This window comes from Massilia aerilata, from assembly GCF_042656905.1.
GTDB classification, from domain to species: Bacteria; Pseudomonadota; Gammaproteobacteria; order Burkholderiales; family Burkholderiaceae_D; genus Telluria; species Telluria aerilata.
The window spans coordinates 160,083-184,742 of the sequence record NZ_JBHSMZ010000001.1; the positions used below are offsets into that span (position 1 = coordinate 160,083).

The 24,660-nt window shown below is 66.4% G+C and carries 16 protein-coding genes; 14 read left to right on the top strand and 2 right to left on the bottom strand.

Annotation, left to right across the window (positions count from 1 at the left end; genetic code table 11):
* Positions 1-274: 274 nt before the first annotated feature.
* Positions 275-2,878 (top strand): GGDEF/EAL domain-containing response regulator, encoded by a 2,604-nt coding sequence (locus ACFPO9_RS00680; RefSeq protein WP_379765533.1) that lies wholly within the window; start codon positions 275-277, stop codon positions 2,876-2,878.
* On the opposite strand, the gene ACFPO9_RS00685 is transcribed toward ACFPO9_RS00680, so the two are convergent.
* Both ACFPO9_RS00685 and ACFPO9_RS00690 read right to left on the bottom strand, forming a co-directional pair.
* A complete protein-coding gene (locus tag ACFPO9_RS00685; RefSeq protein ID WP_379765536.1) occupies positions 2,863-4,155 on the bottom strand; it encodes an NCS2 family permease in 1,293 nt (430 codons plus the stop codon). The two genes, ACFPO9_RS00680 and ACFPO9_RS00685, sit on opposite strands and share 16 nt — an antisense overlap.
* Before the next feature lie 204 nt (positions 4,156-4,359).
* A complete protein-coding gene (locus ACFPO9_RS00690) occupies positions 4,360-4,569 on the bottom strand; it encodes a hypothetical protein (RefSeq protein ID WP_379765539.1) in 210 nt (69 codons plus the stop codon).
* Between the two features lie 63 nt (positions 4,570-4,632).
* Here ACFPO9_RS00690 and uxaC point away from each other — a divergent pair, with 63 nt between their 5' ends.
* The 13 genes from uxaC (at position 4,633) to ACFPO9_RS00755 (ending at position 24,660) form a co-directional block, all read left to right on the top strand.
* Positions 4,633-6,027 carry a glucuronate isomerase gene (gene uxaC / locus ACFPO9_RS00695; protein ID WP_379765542.1) on the top strand — a complete coding sequence of 465 codons (1,395 nt, stop codon included), beginning with the start codon at positions 4,633-4,635 and terminating at the stop codon, positions 6,025-6,027.
* An 18-nt stretch (positions 6,028-6,045) separates the two neighbouring features.
* Entirely contained in the window at positions 6,046-7,644 is a 1,599-nt protein-coding gene (locus ACFPO9_RS00700) for a UxaA family hydrolase (protein ID WP_379765545.1), read from the top strand.
* Between the two features lie 2 nt (positions 7,645-7,646).
* On the top strand, positions 7,647-9,086 hold the full coding sequence (locus ACFPO9_RS00705; protein WP_379765548.1) for a tagaturonate reductase: 1,440 nt from the start codon (positions 7,647-7,649) through the stop codon (positions 9,084-9,086).
* A 26-nt stretch (positions 9,087-9,112) separates the two neighbouring features.
* A complete protein-coding gene (locus tag ACFPO9_RS00710; protein ID WP_379765551.1) occupies positions 9,113-10,417 on the top strand; it encodes an MFS transporter in 1,305 nt (434 codons plus the stop codon).
* A gap of 23 nt (positions 10,418-10,440) precedes the next feature.
* On the top strand, positions 10,441-11,712 hold the full coding sequence (locus ACFPO9_RS00715; RefSeq protein WP_379765554.1) for a porin: 1,272 nt from the start codon (positions 10,441-10,443) through the stop codon (positions 11,710-11,712).
* A 37-nt stretch (positions 11,713-11,749) separates the two neighbouring features.
* Complete coding sequence (locus ACFPO9_RS00720; RefSeq protein WP_379765557.1) at positions 11,750-13,882, top strand: glycoside hydrolase family 28 protein; 2,133 nt, start codon at positions 11,750-11,752, stop codon at positions 13,880-13,882.
* Between the two features lie 48 nt (positions 13,883-13,930).
* Positions 13,931-14,860 carry a 2-dehydro-3-deoxygluconokinase gene (kdgK, locus tag ACFPO9_RS00725; RefSeq protein ID WP_379765560.1) on the top strand — a complete coding sequence of 310 codons (930 nt, stop codon included), beginning with the start codon at positions 13,931-13,933 and terminating at the stop codon, positions 14,858-14,860.
* Between the two features lie 130 nt (positions 14,861-14,990).
* Positions 14,991-15,710: a GntR family transcriptional regulator gene (locus ACFPO9_RS00730; protein WP_379765563.1), complete on the top strand. Its 720-nt coding sequence runs from the start codon at positions 14,991-14,993 to the stop codon at positions 15,708-15,710.
* Positions 15,711-15,766: 56 nt separating this feature from the next.
* The gene (locus ACFPO9_RS00735) at positions 15,767-17,356 is read left to right on the top strand and encodes a methyl-accepting chemotaxis protein (protein ID WP_379765566.1); all 1,590 of its coding nucleotides are present in this window, start codon (positions 15,767-15,769) and stop codon (positions 17,354-17,356) included.
* A gap of 79 nt (positions 17,357-17,435) precedes the next feature.
* The gene (locus tag ACFPO9_RS00740) at positions 17,436-18,656 is read left to right on the top strand and encodes a hypothetical protein (RefSeq protein ID WP_379765569.1); all 1,221 of its coding nucleotides are present in this window, start codon (positions 17,436-17,438) and stop codon (positions 18,654-18,656) included.
* 472 nt (positions 18,657-19,128) lie between these two features.
* Positions 19,129-20,367, top strand: a complete 1,239-nt coding sequence (locus ACFPO9_RS00745) for a glycosyltransferase (protein ID WP_379765572.1) — start codon at positions 19,129-19,131, stop codon at positions 20,365-20,367.
* Positions 20,368-20,442: 75 nt separating this feature from the next.
* Positions 20,443-21,714, top strand: a complete 1,272-nt coding sequence (locus ACFPO9_RS00750; RefSeq protein WP_379765575.1) for a lipoprotein-releasing ABC transporter permease subunit — start codon at positions 20,443-20,445, stop codon at positions 21,712-21,714.
* 81 nt (positions 21,715-21,795) lie between these two features.
* The gene (locus tag ACFPO9_RS00755; RefSeq protein ID WP_379765578.1) at positions 21,796-24,660 is read left to right on the top strand and encodes a M16 family metallopeptidase; all 2,865 of its coding nucleotides are present in this window, start codon (positions 21,796-21,798) and stop codon (positions 24,658-24,660) included.

A 24,660-nucleotide genomic window follows, 5' to 3' on the forward strand; every position in this document is an offset into this window, starting at 1 on the left:
CAGGTCGTTAAATCTGCGACAGCCGGCCTCCCGATTTGCGACGCGGCGCCCGGCCGGCGCGCCATCTTTCACTATGAGCAGACGTCCGGAAGCGGCGGCGGCGGGCGGCCGTCCCCAAGCGCGTCAATACGACGGGCGGCTGCATGCCTCTCCTGGATAAGCGCGCCACAATGTTATAACTTATCCATCTTGCCTAATGAAATAGCAATGAATTCGGCGAATGAGCACGCACAAGATGACCAATATGCGAGAGAGAGAAATGGTCGGACACATAGTGGATATCCTGGTCGTCGAAGACAGCCCGACCCAGGCCCAGCATCTGGCGCGCCTGCTGGCGAGCGAAGCCGGCTGGCACGTCAGGATCGCCGGTGACGGCGCCAGCGCCCTGGCCGAGGTGGCGCGCCAGCGTCCTCACCTGATCATCAGCGACATCGCGATGCCCGGGATGGATGGCTTTACCCTGTGCCGCACCCTGAAGGACGACCCGGTGCACGCCAACCTGCCGGTGGTCCTGCTGACCCGGCTGGCAAGCCTGAACGACATCGTGCAGGCGCTCGAATCGGGCGCCGACAGTTTCGTGCGCAAGCCCTTCGACGGCATCCAGCTGCGCGAGCGCCTGCGACGCATCCTGCAGGACTGCGCGCTCGGTGCATCCGACCGGCCGCTGGAATTCATGGCGGCCGAGCGGCGCCAGATCTACGAACTGCTGGTCGCGACCCACGCGCAGGCCTTGAGGATGAATGCGGAACTGGCCGACCAGCGCTGCGTGCTGGAACGCTCCTGCCGTTCGCTGGCGATCCTGCATGGCATGGCGGCCGCGCTCAACGAAGCGGTCGGCGAACAGGCCGTGGCCGAGGCGGCGCTGGCGCACCTGCTGGCCCTGCCGGGCCTGGCCGGCGCCGCGGTCAGCGCGCTCGGCCCGGACGGCGTCCTGCGGCCGCTGGCCGCGCGCGGCATGCCGGCTGCGTCGACGGGGCTGCAGCTGCTGCGCGTGCCGCTGCAGGCCCAGCAGCACGAGGTGGGCGTGCTCGAACTGTTGCCGGCCGGCCCGGCGCTGGGCGAGTCCGAACGCTCGCTGCTCGACAGCGCCGCGACCCAGCTCGGCTCCGCGCTCGAGCGCGCGCGCCTGTACGCCTGCCTGGAGGCGCTGGTGGTCGAACGCACGGCCGCGCTGCGCTCCGAACGCAACCGCTTGTCGGCCGTGGTCGACACCGCCGGCGCGCTGGTGCTGCTGGCCGCGCCCAGCGGCCAGATCGTGATGTTCAATCGCGCCTGCGAGGAAGCCCTCGGCTGGACGGCGGCCGAGGCAATCGGTCAGCCCTGCTGGGAAGTGGTGCGCCGCGTCGATGACGAACTGGCGATACGGCACGTGTTCCAGAACCTGGAAGGCATGCCGCGGACCGCGCGCATGCAGGGCGAATGGCATACCCGCAAGGGTGGCCGGCGCTCGATCATCTGGACCCAGACCCTGCTGCGGCGCGACGACGGCAGTATCGAATACGTGCTCGGCACCGGCATCGACGCCACCGAGCTGCGCGGCGCCGAGGAGCGCCTGCGCTACATCAGCAACTTCGACACCCTGACCGGGCTGCCGAACCGCCTGCTGCTGCGCGACCGCCTGCGCCAGATGAAGGCGCAGGCGCGGGGCGAGGGGCAGGTGCTCGGCTTCATGCTGCTGGGCCTGGGCCGCATGGCGCTGATCCGCGAGGCGCTCGGTCCGGCGGCCGAGCAGGCGCTGGTGCAGGAGGCCGCGGCGCGGCTGCGCGCCATCGCCGGCGCCGACGCCGTGGGCCGCTTCTCCGACGGCAGCTTCGCGGTGCTGGCGCTGCGTCCGGCGGCCGAGGACCTGGCGGTGGCGGCGCGCCGCCTGCTGGCCGCGGTCGGCAAGCCCTATGGCTGGGAGTCGGAAGAGCTGCATCCCGACCCTGCGCTGGGGATTGCGGTCTTCCCCAACGACGGCCTGCACTACGACGTGATGGTGCAGGGCGCGGAGGCGGCGCTGCGCCAGTCGCTGGAGAGCGTGGGCCAGCGCTACGCCTTCTACCGCCCGGAACTGAACCAGGGGGCGAACGACCGCTTCAAGCTGGAAAGCGCGCTGCGCCGCGCCATCGAACGCGAGGAACTGGTGCTGCATTACCAGCCCCAGGTCGACCTGGCCAGCGGCGCCATCGTCGGCGCCGAGGCGCTGCTGCGCTGGCGCCACCCGGAGCGCGGCCTGGTCTCGCCGGGCGTTTTCATCCCGCTGGCCGAGGAGACCGGCCTGATCCTCCCGATGGGCGACTGGGTGCTGCGCACCGCCTGCGGCCAGCAGCGCAAATGGCGCGACGCCGGCCTGCCGCTGGTGCCGGTCTCGGTCAACCTGTCGGCCCACCAGTTCAACGACCAGATCGTCGGCACGGTCGGCCGTGCGCTCGAGGAAAGCGGCATCGAAGCCGAGCTGCTCGAACTCGAGCTGACCGAGAGCGCCTCGATGGCCGACGCCGACAAGAGCGTGGCCCTGCTGGCCCAGCTGAAAAGCATGGGCGTCAAGCTGTCGATCGACGACTTCGGCACCGGCTACTCGAACCTGAACTACCTGAAGCGCTTCCCGGTCGACAAGCTGAAGCTGGATCAGTCCTTCGTCGCCGACATCCTCGGCAGCGGCGACGACCTCGCCATCTCGCGCGCGGTGATCGCGATGGCGCACGGCCTGCGCCTGACGGTGGTGGCGGAAGGGGTGGAAGAGGCGGGCCAGCTGGCCCTGCTGGCCGAGCATCGCTGCGACGCCATGCAGGGCTATTACTTCAGCAGGCCGCTGCCGGCCGAGGACTTCGGGAGGATGCTGCGCGAGGGCGCCAGGCTGGACCTGGCGCCGCTGCGCGATTACGTGCCGATGTAGACGATCTTGAAAGCGAACAGCGCGGCGATCACCCAGACGATGGGCGCCACTTCGCGCGCGCGGCCAGTGGTCAGCTTCAGCACCGCGTAGGTGATGAAGCCGAAGGCGATGCCCTCGGCGATCGAGTAGGTGAAGGGGATGGTGAGCGCCGTGATCGCGGCCGGAATCGCTTCGGTGGTGTCGTTCCATTCGATGTCGCCGAGGTCGCGCAGCATCAGGCAGGCCACGAAGAGGAGGGCCGGCGCGGTCGCATAGGGCGGCACCACGCCGGCCAGCGGCGCGATGAACAGGCAGGCCAGGAACAGCACCGCCACCGTGATCGCGGTCAGCCCGGTGCGCCCGCCGGCCTGGACGCCGGAGGCCGATTCGAGATAGGCCGTGGTACTCGAGGTGCCCAGCACCGAGCCGGCGACGATCGCCGCGCTGTCGGCCAGCAGGGCCTTGTTCAAGCGCTCCATCTTGCCTTCGACCAGCAGCCCGGCGCGGCTGGCCACGCCCATCAGGGTGCCGGTGGCGTCGAACAGCTCGACCAGGAAGAACACCAGGATCACGTTCAGGATGCCGACGGCCAGCGCGCCCGGCACGTCCAGCTGCAGGAAGGTGGGCGCCAGCGAGGGCGGCGCCGAGACCAGGTGATGGAACGCGTTCCCGCCGAAGAAGAAGCTCAGGATCGTCACCGCGATGATGCCGATCAGGATCGCGCCGCGCACCTTCAGCCGGTCCAGGGTCACGATCAGCAGGAAGCCGATCATGGCCATGATGGCGCCGCCCTGGTGCAGGTCGCCGACCTTGACCAGCGTCGGTTCGCTGGCGACCACGATGCCGGCGTTCTTCAGCGCGATCAGGGCCAGGAACATGCCGAGGCCGACCGTGATCGCCACCCGCAGCGAGCGCGGGATGCCGTTCACGATCATCGCGCGCAAGCCGAACACCGACACCAGGATGAACAGACAGCCCGACACGAACACGGCGCCCAGCGCCGCCTGCCAGGGCACCTTCATGCCCAGCACCACCGCGTAGGCGAAGTAGGCATTCAGGCCCATGCCCGGCGCCATCGCGATCGGGTAGTTGGCATACAGGCCCATCACCGCGCTGCCGAGCGCCGCCACCAGGCAGGTGGCGACGAACACGGCTTCCTTCGGCATCCCGGCGTCGCCGAGGATGGAAGGGTTGACGAAGATGATGTAGGCCATCGTCAGGAAGGTGGTCAGGCCGGCCAGCATCTCGGTGCGCACGTCGCTGCCGCTTTGCCGAAGGTGAAATAGGCGTTCGAGCATGGTCTTTGAAGGCTCCGATAACGTCGTTCCCGCGCAGGCGGGAACCCAAGTTTGTGAGCGTATCGATGGCTCACGCAGAACTTGGATTCCCGCCTTCGCGGGAATGACGGTGTGGTGTTGCGGGGACGACGGAGTGGTGTTGCGTACACGCGTCACTGTACAGATGACCGAAGCATAACACCACCCTAAGAAACCGCCATTTCCTTATCTGGCCTGACAAGTTTTCGCTTGAAGCTTTGGCATGCCGCGCAAATTTTTATTGCCGTGCAGCACCATTGTGACCTGTTTTCCTTCAAAATCGCCACAATTAATGGTCCATCTCATCATGCCAATTTTAAAACTGGTAACATAGGCGATACAAATTGGCTGGACCAAAAGCCCCAAAAGCACTTGCGCCAGTAATATATTAGGCATACCATTCTGATATATCAGAGCGCCGACCTCTCGGCGCACCCCTACGCAAGGAGCACGACCAGCATGACCGCTTTCATGGACAAGGATTTCCTCCTCACCACCGACGTCGCCAGGAAGCTGTACCACGAGGTAGCAGCCGACCTGCCGGTGATCGATTACCACTCCCACCTGCAGCAGGGCGAAATCGCGGAGCGCAAGACCTTCCGCAACATCGCCGAACTGTGGCTGGGCGGCGACCACTACAAATGGCGCCTGATGCGCACCGCCGGCGTGGCGGAGGAATACTGCACCGGCGAGCGCTCGGACAAGGAAAAATTCCTGGCCTTCTGCAAGGTGCTGCCGCTCGCGATCGGCAACCCGATCTACCACTGGAGCCACCTGGAACTGCGCCGCATCTTCGGCATCGACCTGATCATCAACGAGAAGAACGCCGAGGCGATCTGGGAGCAGGCCAACGCCAGGCTGGCAGGCATGGACACCTGGACCTTCCTCGAGCAGGCCAAGGTCGAAATCGCCTGCACCACCGACGACCCGGCCGACGACCTGCTGCAGCACGCCGAAATCGCCCAATCCGCACTCAAGACCCGCGTGCTGCCGGCCTACCGTCCGGACAAGGCCATGCGCATCAATAACCCGGGCTTCGTCGACTACGTGGCGCGCCTCGCGGAAGTCTCGGGCGTGCAGATCACGTCCTTCGCCACCATGATGGCGGCGCTGGCGAACCGCGTCGGCTACTTCCACGAGCGCGGCGGCCGCATCTCCGACCACGCGATCGACATCCCGCTGCCGGCCCATGCCGCGACCCCGGAACAGCTGGAAGCCTTCTTCGCCAGGCGCGTCAAGGGCGAGCTGCTGTCCGACCTGGAACAGAGCCAGTACCTGCGCGGCCTGCTGGAGAACATCGGCACCGTCTACGCGAAGTTCGGCTGGACCATGTGCCTGCACATCGGCGCGATGCGCAACAACAACCAGCGCATGCTCGAGAACCTGGGCCCGGACACCGGCTTCGATTCGATCGGCGACATGAGCACCTCGAACGGCCTGGTCGCGCTGCTGTCCGCACTCGACGCCAGCGACCAGCTGCCGCAGACCATGCTGTTCAACCTGAATCCGGCCATGAACGAAGTGCTGTCGACCATGATCGGCAACTTCCAGGACGGCAGCGTCGCCGGCAAGGTGCAGTTCGGCCCGGCCTGGTGGTTCAACGACCACAAGCTCGGCAACCTGAACCAGATCCTGGCCTTCGGCAACCACTCGGTGCTGGGCATCTTCGTCGGCATGGTGACCGATTCGCGCAGCTTCGCGTCCTACCCGCGCCACGACTACTTCCGCCGCCTGGTCTGCCGCCAGTTCGGTGAATGGGTCGCCGGCGGCGAGTACCCGAACGACTTCGAAGCGCTGAGCACGATCGTGCGCGGCATCTGCTACGAAAACGCCAAGAACTACTTCAAGCTTTAATTCAAGGGCTGCACGTTCATGCAACGAGTAATCTGCATCCACCCGGACGACAGCATGCTGGTCGCCCTGACCGACCTGGCGCCTGGCGATGTCGTCACCTGGAATGACGAGAACATCCTGGTCTCGACCGCGGTCAAGACCAAGCACAAGCTGGCGCGCCGCGCCTTCGCCGTGGGCGACGTGCTGAACATGTACGGCGTCCCGGTCGGCAAGGCGACCCAGCCCATTAAAAAGGGCGAGGCGGTCACCACCGAGAACCTGGCGCACCATGCTGCCGAAGTCGAGATCGGCGAATCCCGGCCCTATACCTGGACCCCGCCGGACGTCAGCAGCTTCGACGGCGCGACCTTCAATGGCGTCGTGCGCGCCGACGGCCGCGTCGGCACCGCCAACTACTGGCTGATCTTCCCGCTGGTCTTCTGCGAGAACCGCAACGTCGAGCACCTGCGCAATGCGCTCGAGCGTCCGCTGGGCTACGCGACCGACGACCTGGCCGCGCTGACCTTCCAGCTGCTGGGAGAAGACATGGAGGCCCCCAAGCCGGTGGTCCGTCCCTTCCCGAACCTGGACGGCGTGCGCGTCATCACCCACAACGGCGGCTGCGGCGGCACCCGTGCCGATGCGCGCTCGCTGTGCAAAGTGCTGTCCGCGTATGCCGACCACCCGAACGTGGCCGGCATCACGGTGTTCTCGCTGGGCTGCCAGAACGCGCAGATCAACATGTTCAAGGAAGCGCTGGCCAGGCAGAACCCCAACTTCGACAAGCCGGTGCTGATCTACGAACAGCAGCAGTGGGACAGTGAAGAGAAGATGATGAAGGCGGTGCTGCAGGACACGCTCTCTCACCTGAAGGAAGCGAACAAGGTCCAGCGCCGGCCGGTGCCGCTCTCGCACCTGAAGATCGGTGTGAAATGCGGCGGTTCGGACGGCTTCTCGGGCATCTCCGCGAATCCGGCCATGGGCTATGTGTCGGACATGGTGGTCGCGGTCGGCGGTTCCTCGATCCTGGCCGAGTTCCCGGAACTCTGCGGCGTCGAGGCCAACCTGATCGAGCGCTGCGTGGAAGACGACGACAAACGTCGCTTCCTGGGCATGATGCGCGACTTCGAGCAGCGCGCGCTGGCGGTCGGCACCCACTTCGCCGACAATCCGAGTCCGGGCAACATCCGCGACGGCCTGATCACGGACGCGATGAAGTCGGCCGGCGCCGCGAAGAAGGGCGGCACCTCGCCCATCGTCTCGGTGCTGGACTACGGCGAGCAGACCGATAAACCCGGCCTGTCCCTGCTGTGCACCCCCGGCGGCGACGTCGAATCGGTGACCGGCATCGTCGCTTCGGGCGCGAACGTGGTGCTGTTCTCGACGGGCCTCGGCACGCCGACCGGCAACCCGATCGTCCCGGTCCTGAAGATCTCCTCGAACAGCCGCGTCGCCGCCAGGCTGAACGACCTGATCGACTACGACTGCGGCCCCATCATCGAGGGCAAGCCCCTGCCGGAAGTGGCGCAAGGCCTGTTCGACATGGTGGTCGACACCGCCAGCGGCAAGTACACCTGCAAGGCCGACCGCCTGCAGCAGTACGACTTCATCTTCTGGAAGCGCGACATTTCACTGTGACTATGCAAGCACTGAAACGCAGCGCGCCTTTCGCGCTGCCCATCAAGATTCTCCAGTTCGGCCAGGGCAACTTCATGCGCGGCTTCTTCGACTGGCAGATCGACCTTCTCAACGAGCGCAGCGGCCTGGATGCCGGCGTGGTGGTCGTGCGCCCCCGCGGTGGTTCGGCAGCGCCACTGCTGGACGTGCAGGACGGCCTGTTCACGGTGCTGGTGCGCGGCCTGAACGAGCAGGGCGCACCTAGCAAGGAATACCGCACCGTCGAATGCGTCCAGCGCGAGCTGGACCCGAACACGATGTATGCCGACTACCTGGCGCTGGCCGCGAGCCCGACGCTGCGCTTCGTGGTGTCGAACACCACCGAAGCCGGCATCGCCGTCAACGGCACCGACCGCCTGGACGATGCGCCCCCCAGCGCCTTCCCGGCCAAGCTGGCCCAGTTCCTGTACAAGCGCTTCGAAGCCTTCGATGGCGCGGATGGCAAAGCGAACGACAAAGGCCTGGTGCTGCTGCCCTGCGAGCTGATCGACCAGAACGGTCCCGCACTCAAGAAGGCCGTGCTGCACTTCGCCCGCCTGTGGGACTTGCCGGCCGCCTTCGACGCCTGGATCGAGCAAGCCTGCACCTTCTGCTCGACCCTGGTCGACCGCATCGTCACCGGCTATCCGGCGGCGGACGCGGAAGAGATCCAGCGTGACCTCGGTTACCAGGACCAGTTCCTGGTGGCGGCCGAGTACTACTACCTGTTCGTGATCCAGGGCCCGGCATGGGTCGGCGAAGAGCTGAAGCTGGCCGGCGCCGAGCTGAACGTGAAGCTGGTCGACGACATCACGCCCTATAAAAAGCGCAAGGTCGGCATCCTCAACGGCGGCCACACCGTGCTGGTGCCGGTCGCGCTGCTGGCCGGCCTCGAAGCGGTGGGCCCGGCGGTCGACGATGAAGGGGTGGGGCGCTTCCTGCGCGCGGCGATCGCCGACGAAATCATCCCGGCCCTCGGCATGGATCGCAAGGAACTGGAATCCTATGCCGACGACGTCATCCTGCGCTTCCGTAACCCGGCGATTTACCACCGCCTCGCCTCGATCGCGCTGAACAGCTGGAGCAAGTTCGCCGCGCGCGTCATGCCGCAGCTGCTGCGCTACATCGACATCAATGCCGGCCGCATGCCGCGCCGCCTGGTGCTGGCCCTGGCCGCAACCATGCTGCTGTACCGCGGCGGCGTGATCGAACTGTCCGACGACAAGGCCAGCCTGGACTGGTTTGCCCAGGCCTGGGCCAAGGTCGGCGCCGGCGAGTGGTCGCTGGCCCAGCTGGCGTCCGGCTGGCTTGCCAACCGCGCGCTGTGGGGCAGGGACCTGAACGAGGTGCCTGGCCTGACCTATGCGCTGACCGTGGCGCTGGAACAGCTCAAGCGCCAGGGCGTGCGCGAGCTGCTGGCCTGATTCAAAAATAAAACGCAGGAGACGACATGAAGTTCAAAGGAATGCGCTGGTGGATGGTCGGGCTGGTCACGCTCGGCCTGATCGTCAACTACCTGGCCCGCAACACGCTGTCGGTGGCGGCGCCGACCATGATGTCCGAGCTTCACATCAGCACCCAGCAGTATTCGTACATCGTGGTCGCCTGGCAGGTCTGCTACGCGGTGATGCAGCCGGTGGCCGGCTATGTGCTGGATGCGATCGGCACCAAGATCGGTTTCGCGGTGTTCGCCCTGGCCTGGTCGCTGGCCTGCGCCAGCGCGGCGCTGGCCACCGGCTGGCAGAGCATGGCCTTTTTCCGCGGCCTGCTGGGCCTGACGGAAGCGGCCGGCATCCCGGCCGGCGTGAAGGCCACCACCGAATGGTTCCCGGCCAGGGAACGCTCGGTGGCGATCGGCTGGTTCAACATCGGCTCCTCGATCGGCGCCCTGTGCGCGCCGCCGCTGGTGGTGTGGTGCATCCTGCACGCCGGCTGGCAGACCGCTTTCGTGGTGGTCGGCGCGATCGGCACCGTGTGGACCCTGCTGTGGGCGCTGTTCTACAAGCACCCGCGCGACCAGAAGATGCTGCTAGACGCCGAGCGCGACTACATCCTCGCCGGCCAGGAAGCGAAGCACAGCGACGACGCCAGGAAAGCCGGCTGGCGCCAGATCGTCAGGAGCCGGAACTTCTGGTCGATCGCCATCCCGCGCTTCCTGTCGGAGCCGGCCTGGCAGACCTTCAATGCCTGGATCCCGCTGTACATGGCCACCGAGCGCCACATGAACCTGAAGGAGATCGCCGCCTTCGCCTGGCTGCCTTTCCTGGCCGCCGACATCGGCTGCGTGCTGGGCGGCTACCTGTCGCCGATCATCCACAAGCGCTTCAATGTGTCGTTGTTCCAGTCGCGCAAATGGGTGATGGCGATCGGTTCGCTGGCGATGATCGGCCCCGGCTGCGTAGGCCTGGTCGACAGCCCGTATGCGGCCATCGGCCTGCTGTGCATCGGCGGCTTCGCCCACCAGACCCTGTCGGGCGCCCTGTATTCCATCACCTCGGACGTGTTCGGCAAGAACGAAGTGGCAACCGCCACCGGCCTTGCCGGCATGTCCGGCTACCTGGGAGCGACCCTGTTCACGCTGCTGTTCGGCGTGCTGGTCACCCATGTCGGCTACAGCCCGATGTTCGTCGTGCTGGCCGTTTTCGATGTGCTCGCTGCCATCGTCGTCTGGATGCTGGTGCGTGAGGGTTCCTCCAACACGCCGCATCCGCCCATGAAAGCCGTGCCGACCGTCCAGGCGGCGCAAAACTCGTAATCCGTAACAGAAGAGAGTACCAAATGACGCAATTCATCACCAGGAAAACCCTCCTGGCCGCCGCCGCACTGGCCTGCCTGTCGAATGTCTCGATGGCGGAAACCACACTCGGCGAACTCGCAAACCTGAAAGTCGACACCACCATCTACGGCTTCCTCAACGGCCAGCTGGAATCGGTCCAGGCCCAGGGCGGCGCCACGCCGTACAGCACCCGCGGCCGGGTCTCGGACGGCAATTCGCGCCTCGGCTTCCGCGGTAACATCGGCGTGACCGATGACCTGAAAGGCGTGTGGCAGCTGGAGGCCGCGCTGAACAACTTCGACCAGGGCGGCGTCAACACCCGCGGCGAATCGACCACCCTCAGCTCGCGCAACAGCTACGTCGGCGTCGAGAGCGCCAGGTTCGGCAGCTTCGTGGTCGGTAACAACGACTCGGTCTACCGCAGCCTGATCGGCTCGGGCGGCGAGTTCGGCGGCAACCTTGGCCTGACCGTGCACGGCCTGGACGTCTGGAACAACACCTCGGCCCAGCTGACCGGCAACGCCGACAGCATCTTCTCGCGCGGCGAAGCGCGCTACAAGAACTCGGCGCACTACCTGTCGCCGGTTTACTACGGCTTCCAGGTCGGCGCTTCCTACGGCTTCGACGAGAACCAGGCGTCCAACACCAACCGCGGCCGCTGGTCGGTCGCCGCCAAGTACACCCTGGGCGCGTTCTCGATCGGCGCCGGCTACGACCGCCAGAACAACACCGGCGTCGATACCGATGCCGCGGTGGCGGGCTACGGCTTCCGCACCATGGATTCGTCGGGTGTGAACACCAGCTTCGCCAAGATCATCGGCCGCTACAAGCTGCCGACCAACACCACCATCGGCCTCGGCTTCGAGCAGGGCAAGTACGGCTACGAGGAAACCGCCGTGCCGACCGCCGGCAGCTTCTACACCGGCACCACCTTCGGCACCATGAAGCAGAACGCGGTGATGCTGTCGGTGGCCCAGGACATCGGCAAGGCCAGCATCATGGCCTCGGCCGGCAAGCTGTTCGACCTGAAGGGCGCGACCTTTGGCAAGGAAAGCGACTACGCCGCCAACCAGTACTCGATCGGCGCGATCTACAACCTGAACCGCTACCTGAGCCCCTACGTCTACTACACCAAGATCCGCAACCACGCCCAGCAGAACGTGAACCTGGGCCAGGCGCCGGTGTACAGCAACAACGCCGGCCAGGAAGATGCCTTCCTGGCCCCGGGCAACAGCCCGCGCGCCTTCGGCGTCGGCCTGATCGCACGCTTCTAAGCACCTGAAAATACAAGCAACAAGAGAGACACAAGCAATGAGCAAGCAAGTAATGAAAGACGTCCGCCTCGTCGTACCGATGCTGGCAATCGCAGCTTCGCTGGCCGCCTGCGGCGGCGGCGGCGGCGGCGGTTCGGCCGAATCGGCCGTGACCTACACCGCGGGCAGCGTGGTGCAAGTGGGCACCACCTCCTACGATCCGGACCTGCCGGCCGAACCGACCCTGCCGAGCGACACCCAGGTGTGCGCGACCCTGGAAGCGAATCCGAAACTGGTGCGCCGTCCGGACGGCTCGCTGCCGCCGGAAGCCGACCCGAACAAGGCCGGCGCCGGCGTCGCCCAGGACCCGGCCGTGATCAACCCCGACCAGGCCCGCATCCAGGCCGCGCTGGACGCCTGCGGCGCCGCCGTCGACGCCGAAGTGGGCGCCAAGATCGCCGCCGCCGACGCCACCGCGACCGCTGCCCAGAAGGCCGCCGCCAAGCCGAACGTCAACATCGCCGGCGTGTCGGGCGAAGAACTGGCCAAGCCGGCCTACAAGGCATCGAAGTTCGCCGTGCGCCTGGTGGTCAACCCGAAGGGCGGCGATGGTTTCATCTCCGGCCCGCTGACCCTGCCCTCGGGCGTGACCCTGTGGATCGACAAGGGCGTGACCCTGTACGCGACCCGCGACGCCAAGGCCTACGTGGCCGACGCGGCAGGGGGCAAGTACTGCGCCAACACCGCGACCTCGTCGTCGAAGGCCGGTTCCTCGTCGAACTGCCTGCCGCTGATCGGCGGCGACAACCTGGTCAACTCGGCCGTGATGGGCGACGGCGCCATCGACAGCCGCGGCTACGCCGAGATCGTCACCACCGACAAGCTGTACCCGCTGATGAAGGTCGACATGAGCTGCTCGAACACCTACACGGCGTGGAAGAGCGGCAGCCAGGCTGCGGACGGCACCCCGTGCGACAACGGCGGCACCATCGTCAACCTGAAGTCCTCGGCCCGCAACATGACCTGGTGGGACCTGGCCTACCTGGGCAACATGGTGCAGAACGGCACCACCGGCTTCGGTTCGCAGTCGAACTTCCGCATGATGGTCTTCAACTACGCGAAGAACCTGACCCTGTACCGCGTCACGCTGAACAACAGCGCCAACTTCCACGTCGTGCCGAGCGGCGTCGATGGCCTGACCGTGTGGGGCGTGAAGGTCCAGACCCCGTCGCTGGCGGCCTTCGCCAACCCGGCGGGTAACGGCAATCCGCTGTACACCGGCGAAGTCTTCAACGAAGACAACGTCAAGAACACCGACGCCTTCGATCCGGGTTCGTCCTCGAAAGCGACCTCGGTGGCGCTGACCACCGGCTCGTCGACCAAGTCGGCCGCCAAGATGTCCTTCGACGGCTACCTGAAGAACTTCGTGTTCGCCTACAACTACGTGTCGACCGGCGACGACGACATGGCCTTCAAGGGCAGCCAGAACCCGTCGCCTGCCGGCTCGGGCCTGCCTGGCATCGACGGCAACCGCGACGTCCGTTCGGACCGCAAGCACGGCATGGTCGTGGCGCACAACCACATCTACTACGGCCACGGTATCTCGGTCGGTTCCGAGACCAACGCCGGCGTGACCAACATCGAGGTGTACGACAACTCGTTCTGGGATTCGGAAGAAGGCCTGCGCATCAAGTCGGACTACGCCCGTGGCGGTGAGGTCAGCAATGTTCACTACAAGAACATCTGCATCAAGAACGGCCTGAACGCGCTGCTGTTCACGCCTTACTACTCGACCAAGGCTTTGCCGGCCGCCGGCCCGCTGTTCCCGAACTTCCATGACATCACCATGGAAAACGTGCGCATCCAGGGCAAGACCGCGGTCAAGCTGCAGGGCTTTCAGGCCAACACCGGCGGCTTCGGCAACCCGCAGTTCCCGCTGGTCATGAACATGACCAACGTGGTCGCCGACAGCCCGGACGAGATCACCCTGACGACCTCGGACGCCAGCCTGACGGTCAAGGGCGTGAACCTGCCGCTGATCGCCACCGCGGACAACCGTAACGTGATCAACGGCGTGCCGACCAAGGCGGTCGATCCTTCGAAGGTCGTGGATTGCTCGAAAGCCTATGTCGACTTCCCTGCCATCGGCGCTTCGAACTTCTTCGGTTCGACCTGGGATTCGCGTCATTAATCCGTCGCCCCCGCGAAGGCGGGGGCCCAAGTACTTTCAAGGACAAACATGGAAGCACAAACCGTCTACGCGATCGGTGAATGCATGATCGAGCTGCAGCGCAGCGCGGGCGGCACGGGCATGGATTACCGCTTTGGCGGCGATACGCTCAACGCCGCGGTCTACATGTCGCGCCTGCTCGATCCGGCCAGGGTGCGCGTCGCTTACGTGACCGGCCTGGGCGTGGACGGCATGTCGGCCGAGATGCTGGCCAGCTGGGAAGCGGAAGGCATCGCCACCGCTTGCGTACAGCGCCTGCCGGAGCGCCTGCCGGGCATCTACATGATCGAGACCGATCCGGACGGCGAGCGCCGCTTCCATTACTGGCGCAAGGATTCCGCGGCCCGCCACTGGCTCGAGGCCCCCGAGGCCGGCAAGGTGCTGGTGCAGCTGGCGGCCGCGCGCATGGTCTACCTGTCGGGCATCAGCCTGGCGATTCTTTCCGAAGCCGACCGCGAGCTGCTGATCGCTGCGCTGGCCCAGTGCCGCGCGCGCGGCGGTTCGGTCGTCTTCGACAACAACTACCGCCCGCGCCTGTGGGAAAGCCCGCAGGCCGCCGCCGAAGTCTACCGCCGCGTGCTGGCCCATACCGACATCGCGCTGCTGACCCTGGACGACGAGCACGCGCTCCACGGCCAGGAAACGGCGCGCGACGCGGTTGAGCGCACGCGCGGCTACGGCGTGCGCGAAGTGGTGGTGAAATGCGGCGCCGCGCCCTGCCTGGTGTGGGCCGAGGGCCAGCTGCACGAGGTGGCGCCTGAGCCGGTGCAGGACGTGGTCGACACCACGGCGGCCGGCGATTCCTTCGGCGCGGCCTACATGGCGGCGCGGCTGTCGGGGCAGGATCCGGCCGCCGCGGCGCGCGCCGGACACAGGCTGGCCGGGACCGTGATCCGCCATCGCGGTGCGATCATCGCGCGCGAACTGATGCCTGGTTAACTCGTCGTTCCCGCGCAGGCGGGAACCCAAGTTCGTCGAGCAGTCGCGACGCATGCAAACTTGGATTCCCGCCTTCGCGGGAATGACGGCAACAGTGCCGCATCTTCCGACTTTCGTTAAACTTCCGACCATGAACACGCCAACACCTCCCAGCCCCGTGGCCGAATCCGGCATCAGCGCTTCGCGCCGCGTCTATCTCTGCCTGCGCCAGCGCATCGTCGAGATGAGCATGCTGCCCGGCGCGCGCGTCGTCGAGCGCGAGATCGCCGAGGAGTTCGGCACCAGCCGCACGCCGGTGCACGAGGCCGTGCAGCGCCTGGCGGACGAAGGCCTGATCGAGGTGATCCCGCGTTCCGGCACCTTCGTCGCCCGCATTCCGCTGGACCAGCTGGAAGAAGCCAACCTGGTGCGCCATGCGCTGGAGACGGCGGTGATCGAGAAGGCCGCCGAACGCGCCGGTCCCGAAGGCGCGGCAAGACTGCGCGCCATCCTGGACGAGCAGGAAGCCGCGATCGCGGCCAAGGATTTCCGCGCCTTCCACCGCAGCGACGAGATGTTCCATGCGGCGCTGACGGAGCTGTCCGGCTATCCGGGCGTGTGGCCGATCATCCTGCAGGCCAAGACCCAGATGGACCGCTACCGCCAGCTGACCCTGCCGCTGGAAGGCCGCATGGCCGGCGTCCTCGAAGAGCACCGCGCGGTGGTGGCCGCCATCGAGGCGCGCGATCCGGCGGCCGCCGCCGGCGCCATGCGCGAGCACCTCGATCATGTCATGCCGGTGTTGGAAATTACACGAAAATTGCGTCCCGAGTTCTTCACGAGCCACCTGAACGGGCGCCCTCTACGGTAAAATTGCCGTACGTCAACTAGCACCATTCCGGTGCGTATCCGCACCCAAGAAGTCCCATGAAAGTATCGACTCGACTCCTCATTCTCGTCGGCGCAGCCGTCCTCGCCCTTGCGACCCTCGGCGGCCTCGGCCTGGCCACCCTGCAGCGCGCCATGCAGCACGACCGCGAAGCCGAAATCACCAACATGCTGGTGATGGGCGAACACCTGGTCGCCCATTATTACGACGAACAGAAGCAGGGCCGCCTGACGCCGGAGCAGGCGCAGGCCGCCGCCAAGGAAGCGCTGACCCAACTGAACAACGACGGCAAGAGCTATTACTGGGTGCGCACGCCCGCCGGCCTGAACCTGGTGCATCCGAAGCCTGAGAACATCGGCAAGATCGCCCAGGGCGAGACCCTGGACGGACGCCCGGACGCCCAGGCCTACAGCGAAGGCCTGGCGAAGGATCGCGTGGCCCTGGTCACGGTCAAGGCCAAGCACCCGAACAGCGGCCAGATGGGCGGCAAGCTGCAGGGCGTGATCGCCTTCGAACCCTGGGGCTGGTGGATCGGCACCGGGTTCTTCTCGGACGACATCGACGCCGTGTTCCGGGACTCCGCCGGCCAGTTCTCGGCCGTGTTCGTGGCCGCGCTGGCGGCGATCGCGCTGCTGGGCTGGAACGCGGTGCGCTCGATTAACGGCACGCTGGGCGCCGACCCGGCCATCGCCACCGCGATCACCCGCCGCATCGCCGACAAGGACCTGTCGCGCCCCGTTTATTTGGACGGCGCCGGCGACAAGAGCCTGTTGAGGGCGATCGCCCGCATGCAGGACGAACTGTCCGGCACCGTGCGCGGCATCCGCGACCATTCGCGCACCATCGCCGAGGCCTCGCAGCAGATCGCCGCCGGCAACCTCGACCTGTCCTCGCGCACCGAGTCGCAGGCCAGCGCGCTCGAAGAGACAGCGGCCGCGATGGAAGAACTGACCGGCACCGTGCGCCAGAACGCCGAGCACGCGCTGCACGCCAACGAACTGGCCGCGCGCGCGTCGAAGGCCGCGCAGGACGGCGGCGCGGTGATGGGCGACGTGGTGCGCACCATGAGCGCGATCGAAGAATCGAGCAAGCGCATCGCCGACATCATCGGCGTGATCGACGGGATCGCCTTCCAGACCAATATCCTGGCGCTGAACGCGGCCGTCGAGGCGGCCCGTGCCGGCGAGCAGGGCAGGGGCTTCGCGGTCGTCGCCGGCGAAGTGCGTTCGCTGGCCCAGCGCTCGGCCACGGCGGCCAGCGAGATCAAGGGCCTGATCGGCGCCTCGGTGGCGGAAGTCGGCAACGGCAGCCGCCTGGTCGGCCAGGCCGGCGCCGCGATGCAGGCCATCGTCGGCGAGATCGGCCAGGTCAGCACCATCATCGGCGAGATTTCCAGCGCAAGCAGCGAGCAGACCCAGGGCATCGACCAGATCAACCAGGCCATCATGGGCATGGACGACGTCACCCAGCAGAACGCCGCGCTGGTCGAGGAAGCCGCCGCCAGCGCCCAGCAGCTGCAGGAACTGTCGCGCGAGCTGGCCGATCTGGTGGCCGTGTTCCGGCTCGAGGACAACTGGACCGGCAAGCCCGCGGTGGCGCGCGAACCTGCATTGCGCCTGGCTGCCTGACCACAAAAGGCGGCAGGCGAGGGTTTTTTTTGCGCCATTTGATAACATGGGGCCTTGTTCACCATAATTGAATGTCGCCATGCCCAAAAATAAGCGCCCAGCTCCCCGCAAACCCGCGAAACCGGCGGCGGAGGCCGACCACGAGGCGCTGGCCCAGAACCTGGTCGATCTCGCGCTCGAGATCACCGAGGCCGACCCCGACGACCTGCAGGCCGCCGCCCGCAAGCCGCAATTCGAGCAGGACCTGCTGACCCTGGTCCGCCGCGCGCTGCGCCGCAACCACGACGAAGTGCTCTACGGCGCCATCGAAGCGGCGCGCTACACCGATCCCGAATGCTGCCGCTACCTGCAGGAGCAGATCGAGGAAGAGGCCGCGACCCTGCGCCTGCGCGACGAGGACGGCGACGAACTCGAAATCGACGCCTTCATGATTCCGCTGTTCGTCAGCAGTACCGGCGGCCTGAAGGCGGACCAGGTGTTCCAGGACGACGCCGCCTTCGAGGAACTGAGCGACAGCTTCCGCCACACCGGCCTGGCCAGCGCCGACAGCCGCGTGGTGCTGCTGCGCTACCTGTACGACCTGGACGAGGTCGACCACATCGGCTACAGCGGCCTGCAGCAGATGCTGAAGGAAGCCGCGGCCTCGATGCGCAGCAAGAAGCTGGTCGCCGCGCCGGCCATCGAAGCCAGCATGCGCGGCTGGCACGCCAGCGGCTACAACCCCGACGACGAAGCGATGGAGCTGCGCTTCCTGCTCGGCTTCTCCCTGAAACACGCCGACGATGCCTTCTACAAGGTGCCGAAGGACGAAGCCGCGGCCGACGCCTATTTCGAAAGCCGCATGGCGCGCTACCGCATGTGGGCCGGCACCATACAGCCGCTGCTGGCGCGCAGCCTGTCGCCGTCGAATCCGGCGGAGATCGAGATCAACTTCCTGTACCAGGACCTGTTCTACGGCGCCAAGGGGCAGGGCGTGGCCGAGCTGGGCATGCTGGCCACCCTGGCCGAGGTCAACGCCCGCCTGGAAGAGCTGGAACGCGAACCGGACCGCATCAAGGCGGTGGTGGCGCCGGTCGACCTGGTCGACCACGCGGCCTTGCGCATCAACCTGTACCCGCTGGACGGCGGCCCGCCGCTGGCGTCGGTCGACAAGCCGCTGGACCTGGCGGCGGATCTGGAGACCGAGATGGAAGACCTTTGCGACGGACTGGGGACGGTCGGGCTGGACGGGGTCCTGGTGGCGCGGGGCTTCGATGCGGGCGGGCAGCCGGAGGGCGCGGAGGCGTATTTGAGCGACTGAGCGGTATCGCTCGGACAGTAAGCTCGAACGTCGTCCCCGCCTTCGCGGGGACGACGGCCCTCGAGCTGGCTGTTTAGCAGGCGCAAACCATGTTTAGTGCGCCCAAGTCCACAAAACCAGCATTTCCTTCCGCGTAAACACAATTTAACGGCGCTTCTGTTCTCCATTTAACCCCCCGCACGCTTGAGTGCACGATGTATTTTCGTAGTGTTTTTTCCTGATTAATCGTAGGACCAAACCTACATTTTTGACTGACAGTCACAAGTTCCCTAGGGCCGCAGCCGTCGTACGGCCTGATTTCGTTTCCGATTGCCAACATTGCAATTTTTAAGCGAAAAACTTGAGAATTTTGCATGTTACGATTCTCGGGTCCGGCACTCCGGAAACCGGTGCGTCCAAGCGCACAAGCCAGTTTCCGGCCGGCTGAATTCCAGATCAACGAGAACGCCCCAAGGCGAAAGGAACTTGTAAAATGCCAACCCTGATTGTGTTTTGCCACCTGCGTTGGGACTTCGTGTTTCAGCGTCCCCAGCACCTGATGACTCGCCTGGCGGAACACTACCGAATCCTCATCGTCGAGGAACCGGTGTTTCACGAAGGGCAGGCACACCTGAAGAAGACGGCCGTCGCGCCGAACATCACTGTGTGCCAGCCGCATACCGCGATCCACGCGCATGGCTTCCATGACGACCAGATCCCGACCCTGCAGACCCTGCTGGCCGACCTGCTGCCGGAAGGCGAAAAACCGGTCGTCTGGTTCTATACCCCGATGGCGCTGCCGCTGCTGCAAAGCTTCGAGCCGTCGCTGGTCGTGTACGACTGCATGGACGAACTGGCCGCGTTCAAGAACCCGCCGAAGCAGCTGGTGCAGCGCGAAAGCGCACTGCTGAACATCGCCGACCTGTGCTTCACCGGCGGCCCGAGCCTTTACAACTCGAAGAAGGAGCGCCACGCCAACGCCCACTGCTTCTCGAGCAGCGTGGATGCCAAGCACTTCCAGAAGGCCCAGGAGCGTTCGTACAGCCACCCGGACCAGGAAGCCATCCCGCATCCGCGCCTGGGCTTCTACGGCGTGATCGACGAGCGCTTCGACACCGAGCTGATTCGCGAGATGGCCGCCGCGCGCCCGGACTGGCAGATCGTGCTGGTCGGCCCGGTCGTCAAGATCGATCCGGCTCACCTGCCGCAGGCCGCCAACATCCACTACATGGGCCAGCGGACCTACGATGAACTGCCGAAGTTCCTGGCCGGCTGGGACGTCTGCCTGCTGCCGTTCGCCATGAACGAGTCGACCAAGTTCATCTCGCCGACCAAGGTGCTGGAGTACATGGCAGCCGAACTGCCCTCGGTCTCGACCCCGATCACCGACGTCAAGGTGCCCTACGGCGACGTGGTCGCCATCGCCGAGACCCCGGCCGAGTTCATCGCCGCCTGCGAGCGCATGCTGAACGCGGGCGCGGAGCAGAAGGCCGCCCTGGCCGAGCGCATGCGCGCGATCGTCGCCAACACCTCGTGGGACAAGACCGCCGCGGCGATGCACCACTTGATCCAGACCACCGCCCCGGCCAACAAGGCCCAGCGCCAGAGCGCCGACCAGGCCGACATCGCCGAAGCCGGCGGCAAGGTCAGCACCCTGCCGCTCAAACAGGCGCCGGCGCAAGCCGTCGAGCTCGACGACGAGCCGAAGAAGGCCCAGGCCGCCGCCGAATAAGCCGGCCGTACCCCCTCCGGAACCGCCCCGCAGCAATGCGTGGGCGGTTTTTTGCTTTTATGGCAAAATGCGCGAATGTCTATACTGCACCGCCTGCCTTACGAGTGGCTGATCGGCCTGCGCTACACCCGCGCCGGCAAGCGCGCCAGCCGCAACCGCTTCCTCTCCTTCATTTCCCTGATTTCCGTGGCCGGGATCGCGCTCGGCGTGGCCGCGCTGCTCGTCGTGCTGTCCGTGATGAACGGCTTCGAAAAGGAGGTCACGGCGCGCATGCTGTCGGTGCTGGCCCACGTCGAGGTGATGGCCGCCGACGGCAGCATGCCCGAGTGGCGCAACATCGAGCGGCAGGCCCTGCGCAATCCGGAGATCGTCGCCGCCGCGCCCTTCGCCGAAGTGCAGGGCATGCTGCTGCGCGAAGACACCATGAAACCGGTGCTGATCCGCGGCGTGCTGCCCGAGGCCGAGGTCAAGGTCTCCGACATCGCCCGGCAGACCCATGCCCGCAGCCTGGCTGCGCTGCAGCCCGGTTCCTCGAACGTGGTGCTGGGCAGCGAACTGGCGCGTTCGCTGGACGTGAAGGCCGGCGACAAGGTGCGCCTGCTGGTGGCCGCCCCCGGCGCTTCCAGCCAGCCGGGCCAGATTTCGACTCGCCAGCAGGTGTTCACGGTGGCCGACGTCTTCGATTCCGGTAACTACCAGTTCGATTCGGCGCTGGCCTTCGTCCACGTCGCCGATGCCGAGGCGCTGCAGGGCCTGGGCGCGCCGGTGGGCCTGCGCCTGCGCCTGGCCGACATGTACGCCGCGCCGAAGGTGGCGGCGGAACTGGCGCGCGGCCTCGACGAACGCTTTTTCGTGCGCGACTGGACCCGCGTGAATGCGACCTGGTTCGCGGCCGTGCAGTCGCAAAAGCGCATGATGTTCGTGATCCTCACCATGATCATCGCGGTGGCCGCGTTCAACCTCGTATCCACCCTGGTGATGACGGTGCGCGACAAGCAGGCCGACATCGCGATCCTGCGCACCCTGGGCGCCTCGCCGGCGTCCATCATGCGCATCTTCGTGATCCAGGGCACCCTGGTGGGCGTGCTGGGGACGCTCCTGGGCGTCGCCTTCGGGGTGCTGGTCGCACTCAACGTCGACGTCATCGTGCCCGCCATCGAGCATCTGTTCGGCGTGCAGTTCCTGGCCAAGGACATCTACTTGATCAGCGAGGTGCCGAGCGACCTGCGCTGGGGCGACGCCGGCCGCATCGGCGGGGTGGCGGTGCTGCTGGCCTTCGTGGCGACGCTGTACCCGAGCTGGTCGGCGGCGCGCCTGCAGCCGGCGGCGGCGCTGCGTTATGAGTAATGGGTGATAATTCGCGCATCTTTGGGGGGGTCTGACTGGTAAGCTTTGCGGTTCATGATCAACCCTGCAAGGATTTGCCGAATGCGCCGCATTTTCGCTCGTACCGTTCTCGCCGCCGCCATCGCGACGGCGCTGCTGGCTCCCGCCGTCTCGTCGGCCGCCTTCGATCCGAATGCCGCCGTTCCGACCGGCCCCGAGGTCAAGATCGGCAAGCTGCCGAACGGCCTGACCTATTACATCCGCCAGAACAAGCAGCCGTCGCGCCGGCTCGAGCTGCGCCTGGTGGTGAAAGCCGGGTCCATCCTCGAAGACGAGGACCAGCGCGGCCTGGCGCACTTTGCCGAGCACATGGCCTTCAACGGTTCGACGCATTTCCGCAAGCACGAAATGGTGTCCTACCTTCAGTCGATCGGCGTGAAGTTCGGCGCCGACCTGAACGCGTTCACCGGCTACGACCAGACCATCTATCAGCTGCCGGTGCCGACCGACAAGCAGGAGAACATCGACAAGGGCTTCACCATCCTCGAGGACTGGGCCCACGGCGTCGCCTTCAACGATGCCGACATCGACAAGGAGCGCAATGTCGTCCTCGAGGAGCTGCGCACCCACAAGGGCGTCACCGAGCGGGTCAACAAGGTGGTGATGCCGAAGCTGTTCGGCGGCTCGCGCTACGCCGACCGCGTCATCGGCGGCACCGACGAGTCGATCCGCGGCTTCAAGGCCGATGCGCTGCGCCGCTTTTACCGCGACTGGTACCGGCCCGACCTGATGGCCGTGGTGGCGGTCGGCGACGTCGAACCGGAAGAGATCGAAAAGCAGATCAAGGCGCATTTCGGCGGCCTGCAGAATCCGGCGGCGCCGCGTCCGCGCACCTATGTCGAGATCCCGTCGCTGGCCGCCACCGAGGCGCTGGCCGTGACCGACCGCGAACTGGCCATGAACGCGATCTCGGTGCATTACCCGGTCAGCCATGCGCCGGATGCCGGCACCTACGGCAGCTACCGCGCGCGCATGCTGGAGCGCCTGACCGGCGCCATGCTGGCGCAGCGCCTTGGCGAGGTGTCGCAGCAGGCGAATCCGCCCTTCGTCGGCGCCAGCAGCGGCCTCGGTCAACTGGCGCCGGGTTACCGCGGCTATACCGCCCGCGTGGTGCTGGGCGCCGGCGGCAGCGCGCCGGCGCTGGCGGCCCTGCTGCAGGAACAGCAGCGCGCGCGCCAGCTCGGCTTCACCCAGGCGGAACTCGACCGCGCGCGCAAGAGCTACCAGCGCAACGACGACCGCGGCTACAACGAAAGGAACGGTACCGCGTCCGCCGCTTACGTGGCCGAGTACATCCGCAATTTCCTGGCCGGCGAACCCTTGCCGGGGGCCGAGGCGGAACACCGCATGGTGCAGGAGATGCTGCCCTCGATCACCCTGGAGGAGCTGAACGCTTTCGCCCGCAAGACCATTCCAGGCGAGTCCAATAAACTGGTGATCTACGTGGGCGGCGAAACGGCGCCGGCGCCGGCATCGGCGCAACTGCTGGCGGAGGTCGCCGCCGGCGAAAAAGCCAGCGTCGTGGCGCGCGAGGAGACGGCCGTCGCAAGCCGGCTGATGGAGGCGCCGGCCAAGCCGGGCAGCATCGTCGACGAAAGCGTGGACAAATCGCTGGGCATCACCCGCCTGACTTTCTCGAACGGCGTCAAGGCGATCCTGAAGCCGACCGGCTTCCAGCAGGACCAGGTGCTGCTGGGGGCGCGTCGCTACGGCGGCCAGCACCTGTTCGACGAGAAGGACCTGCCCAGCGCGCGCCACGCCAGCGTCCTGGTGCCGGCCATGGGCCTGAAGGACTTCAGTCCCGTCGAACTGCGCAGGATGATGGCCGGGCGGTCGGCGAACGTCGCGATGGCGCTCGGCAGCGACACCGACGAGATCGGCGGCGGCGCAGGTGCCTCGCTGGACGAAATCGAGACCATGCTGCAGATGCTGTGGCTGCGCTTCGACGGCGTGCGCCGCGACGAGGGCCTGTTCAAGTCCTGGCTGGCCAAGGAAGAGGAAGTGCTGCGCCACCGCGACGTAACCCCGCAGGCCCGCTTCGGCGACGTGCTGGTCGATGCCCTGTACGCGAAACACCCCTACGAGCCGCGCGCAACGGTCCTGGCCGACCTGCCGAAGGTCGACCTCGACCGCAGCATCGCCCTGTACCGCCAGCGCTTCTCGAGCGCCAAGGGCTTCACTTTCGTCTTCGCCGGGAATTTCGAGGTCGAGAAGATCAAGCCGCTGCTTGCCGCCTACCTCGGCAGCCTGCCGACGCCGGACCTGCCGGTCGCCTACCGCGACGTCGGACTGCGTTTCGCCAGCGGCGTGGTCAAGCGCGAAGTGAAGGCCGGCGCCGAGCCGAAGAGCGATGTGTCGCTGACCTTCACCGGCCCGGCTGCCTGGTCGCCGGACGAGCAGCTGCGCCTGGACGCGCTGGTCGAGATCGTGAACCTGCGCATCGTCGAGGTGCTGCGCGAGAAGCTGGGCCTGATCTACAGCGGCCGGATGACGGGCGGGATCGCGCGCGTGCCCTACGAGCATTACCGCATCGCCACCTCGCTGCCGACCGGCCCCGACCAGGTCGAACGCATGACGGCGGCGCTGTTCGCCGAACTCGAGCGCCTCAAGACGGAAGGCCCGGACCCGGCCGACCTCGACAAGGTCAAGCAGGCCTGGGCCCAGTCCTGGCAGCGCAACCTGCGCAATAACGCCTACTGGGTGTCGGCGCTGGGCAGCGCGGAACTGTACGGCAGCGATCCGCACCGCATCCTCGACCAGATGCAGCGCGGCGGCAAGATCACGCCCGAGGACGTGAAGCTGGCGGCCCGGCGCTACTTCAACACCGGGAACTACGTGCAGGTGGTGCTGAATCCGGAAGATCCGAAGCCGGCGCAGAAGCCGGCCGACAAGCTCACAGCTCGATGA

Bases quoted from the DNA above. Each gene is read 5' to 3' on its own strand.
- ACFPO9_RS00685 (WP_379765536.1), bottom strand. From the start codon at position 4,155: ATGCTCGAACGCCTATTTCACCTTCGGCAAAGCGGCAGCGACGTGCGC.
- ACFPO9_RS00735 (WP_379765566.1), top strand. From the start codon at position 15,767: ATGAAAGTATCGACTCGACTCCTCATTCTCGTCGGCGCAGCCGTCCTC.
- ACFPO9_RS00705 (WP_379765548.1), top strand. From the start codon at position 7,647: ATGCAAGCACTGAAACGCAGCGCGCCTTTCGCGCTGCCCATCAAGATT.
- ACFPO9_RS00740 (WP_379765569.1), top strand. From the start codon at position 17,436: ATGCCCAAAAATAAGCGCCCAGCTCCCCGCAAACCCGCGAAACCGGCG.
- ACFPO9_RS00730 (WP_379765563.1), top strand. From the start codon at position 14,991: ATGAACACGCCAACACCTCCCAGCCCCGTGGCCGAATCCGGCATCAGC.
- ACFPO9_RS00755 (WP_379765578.1), top strand. From the start codon at position 21,796: ATGCGCCGCATTTTCGCTCGTACCGTTCTCGCCGCCGCCATCGCGACG.
- ACFPO9_RS00745 (WP_379765572.1), top strand. From the start codon at position 19,129: ATGCCAACCCTGATTGTGTTTTGCCACCTGCGTTGGGACTTCGTGTTT.
- ACFPO9_RS00700 (WP_379765545.1), top strand. From the start codon at position 6,046: ATGCAACGAGTAATCTGCATCCACCCGGACGACAGCATGCTGGTCGCC.
- ACFPO9_RS00690 (WP_379765539.1), bottom strand. From the start codon at position 4,569: ATGCCTAATATATTACTGGCGCAAGTGCTTTTGGGGCTTTTGGTCCAG.
- ACFPO9_RS00710 (WP_379765551.1), top strand. From the start codon at position 9,113: ATGAAGTTCAAAGGAATGCGCTGGTGGATGGTCGGGCTGGTCACGCTC.
- kdgK (WP_379765560.1), top strand. From the start codon at position 13,931: ATGGAAGCACAAACCGTCTACGCGATCGGTGAATGCATGATCGAGCTG.
- ACFPO9_RS00715 (WP_379765554.1), top strand. From the start codon at position 10,441: ATGACGCAATTCATCACCAGGAAAACCCTCCTGGCCGCCGCCGCACTG.
- ACFPO9_RS00720 (WP_379765557.1), top strand. From the start codon at position 11,750: ATGAGCAAGCAAGTAATGAAAGACGTCCGCCTCGTCGTACCGATGCTG.
- uxaC (WP_379765542.1), top strand. From the start codon at position 4,633: ATGACCGCTTTCATGGACAAGGATTTCCTCCTCACCACCGACGTCGCC.
- ACFPO9_RS00750 (WP_379765575.1), top strand. From the start codon at position 20,443: ATGTCTATACTGCACCGCCTGCCTTACGAGTGGCTGATCGGCCTGCGC.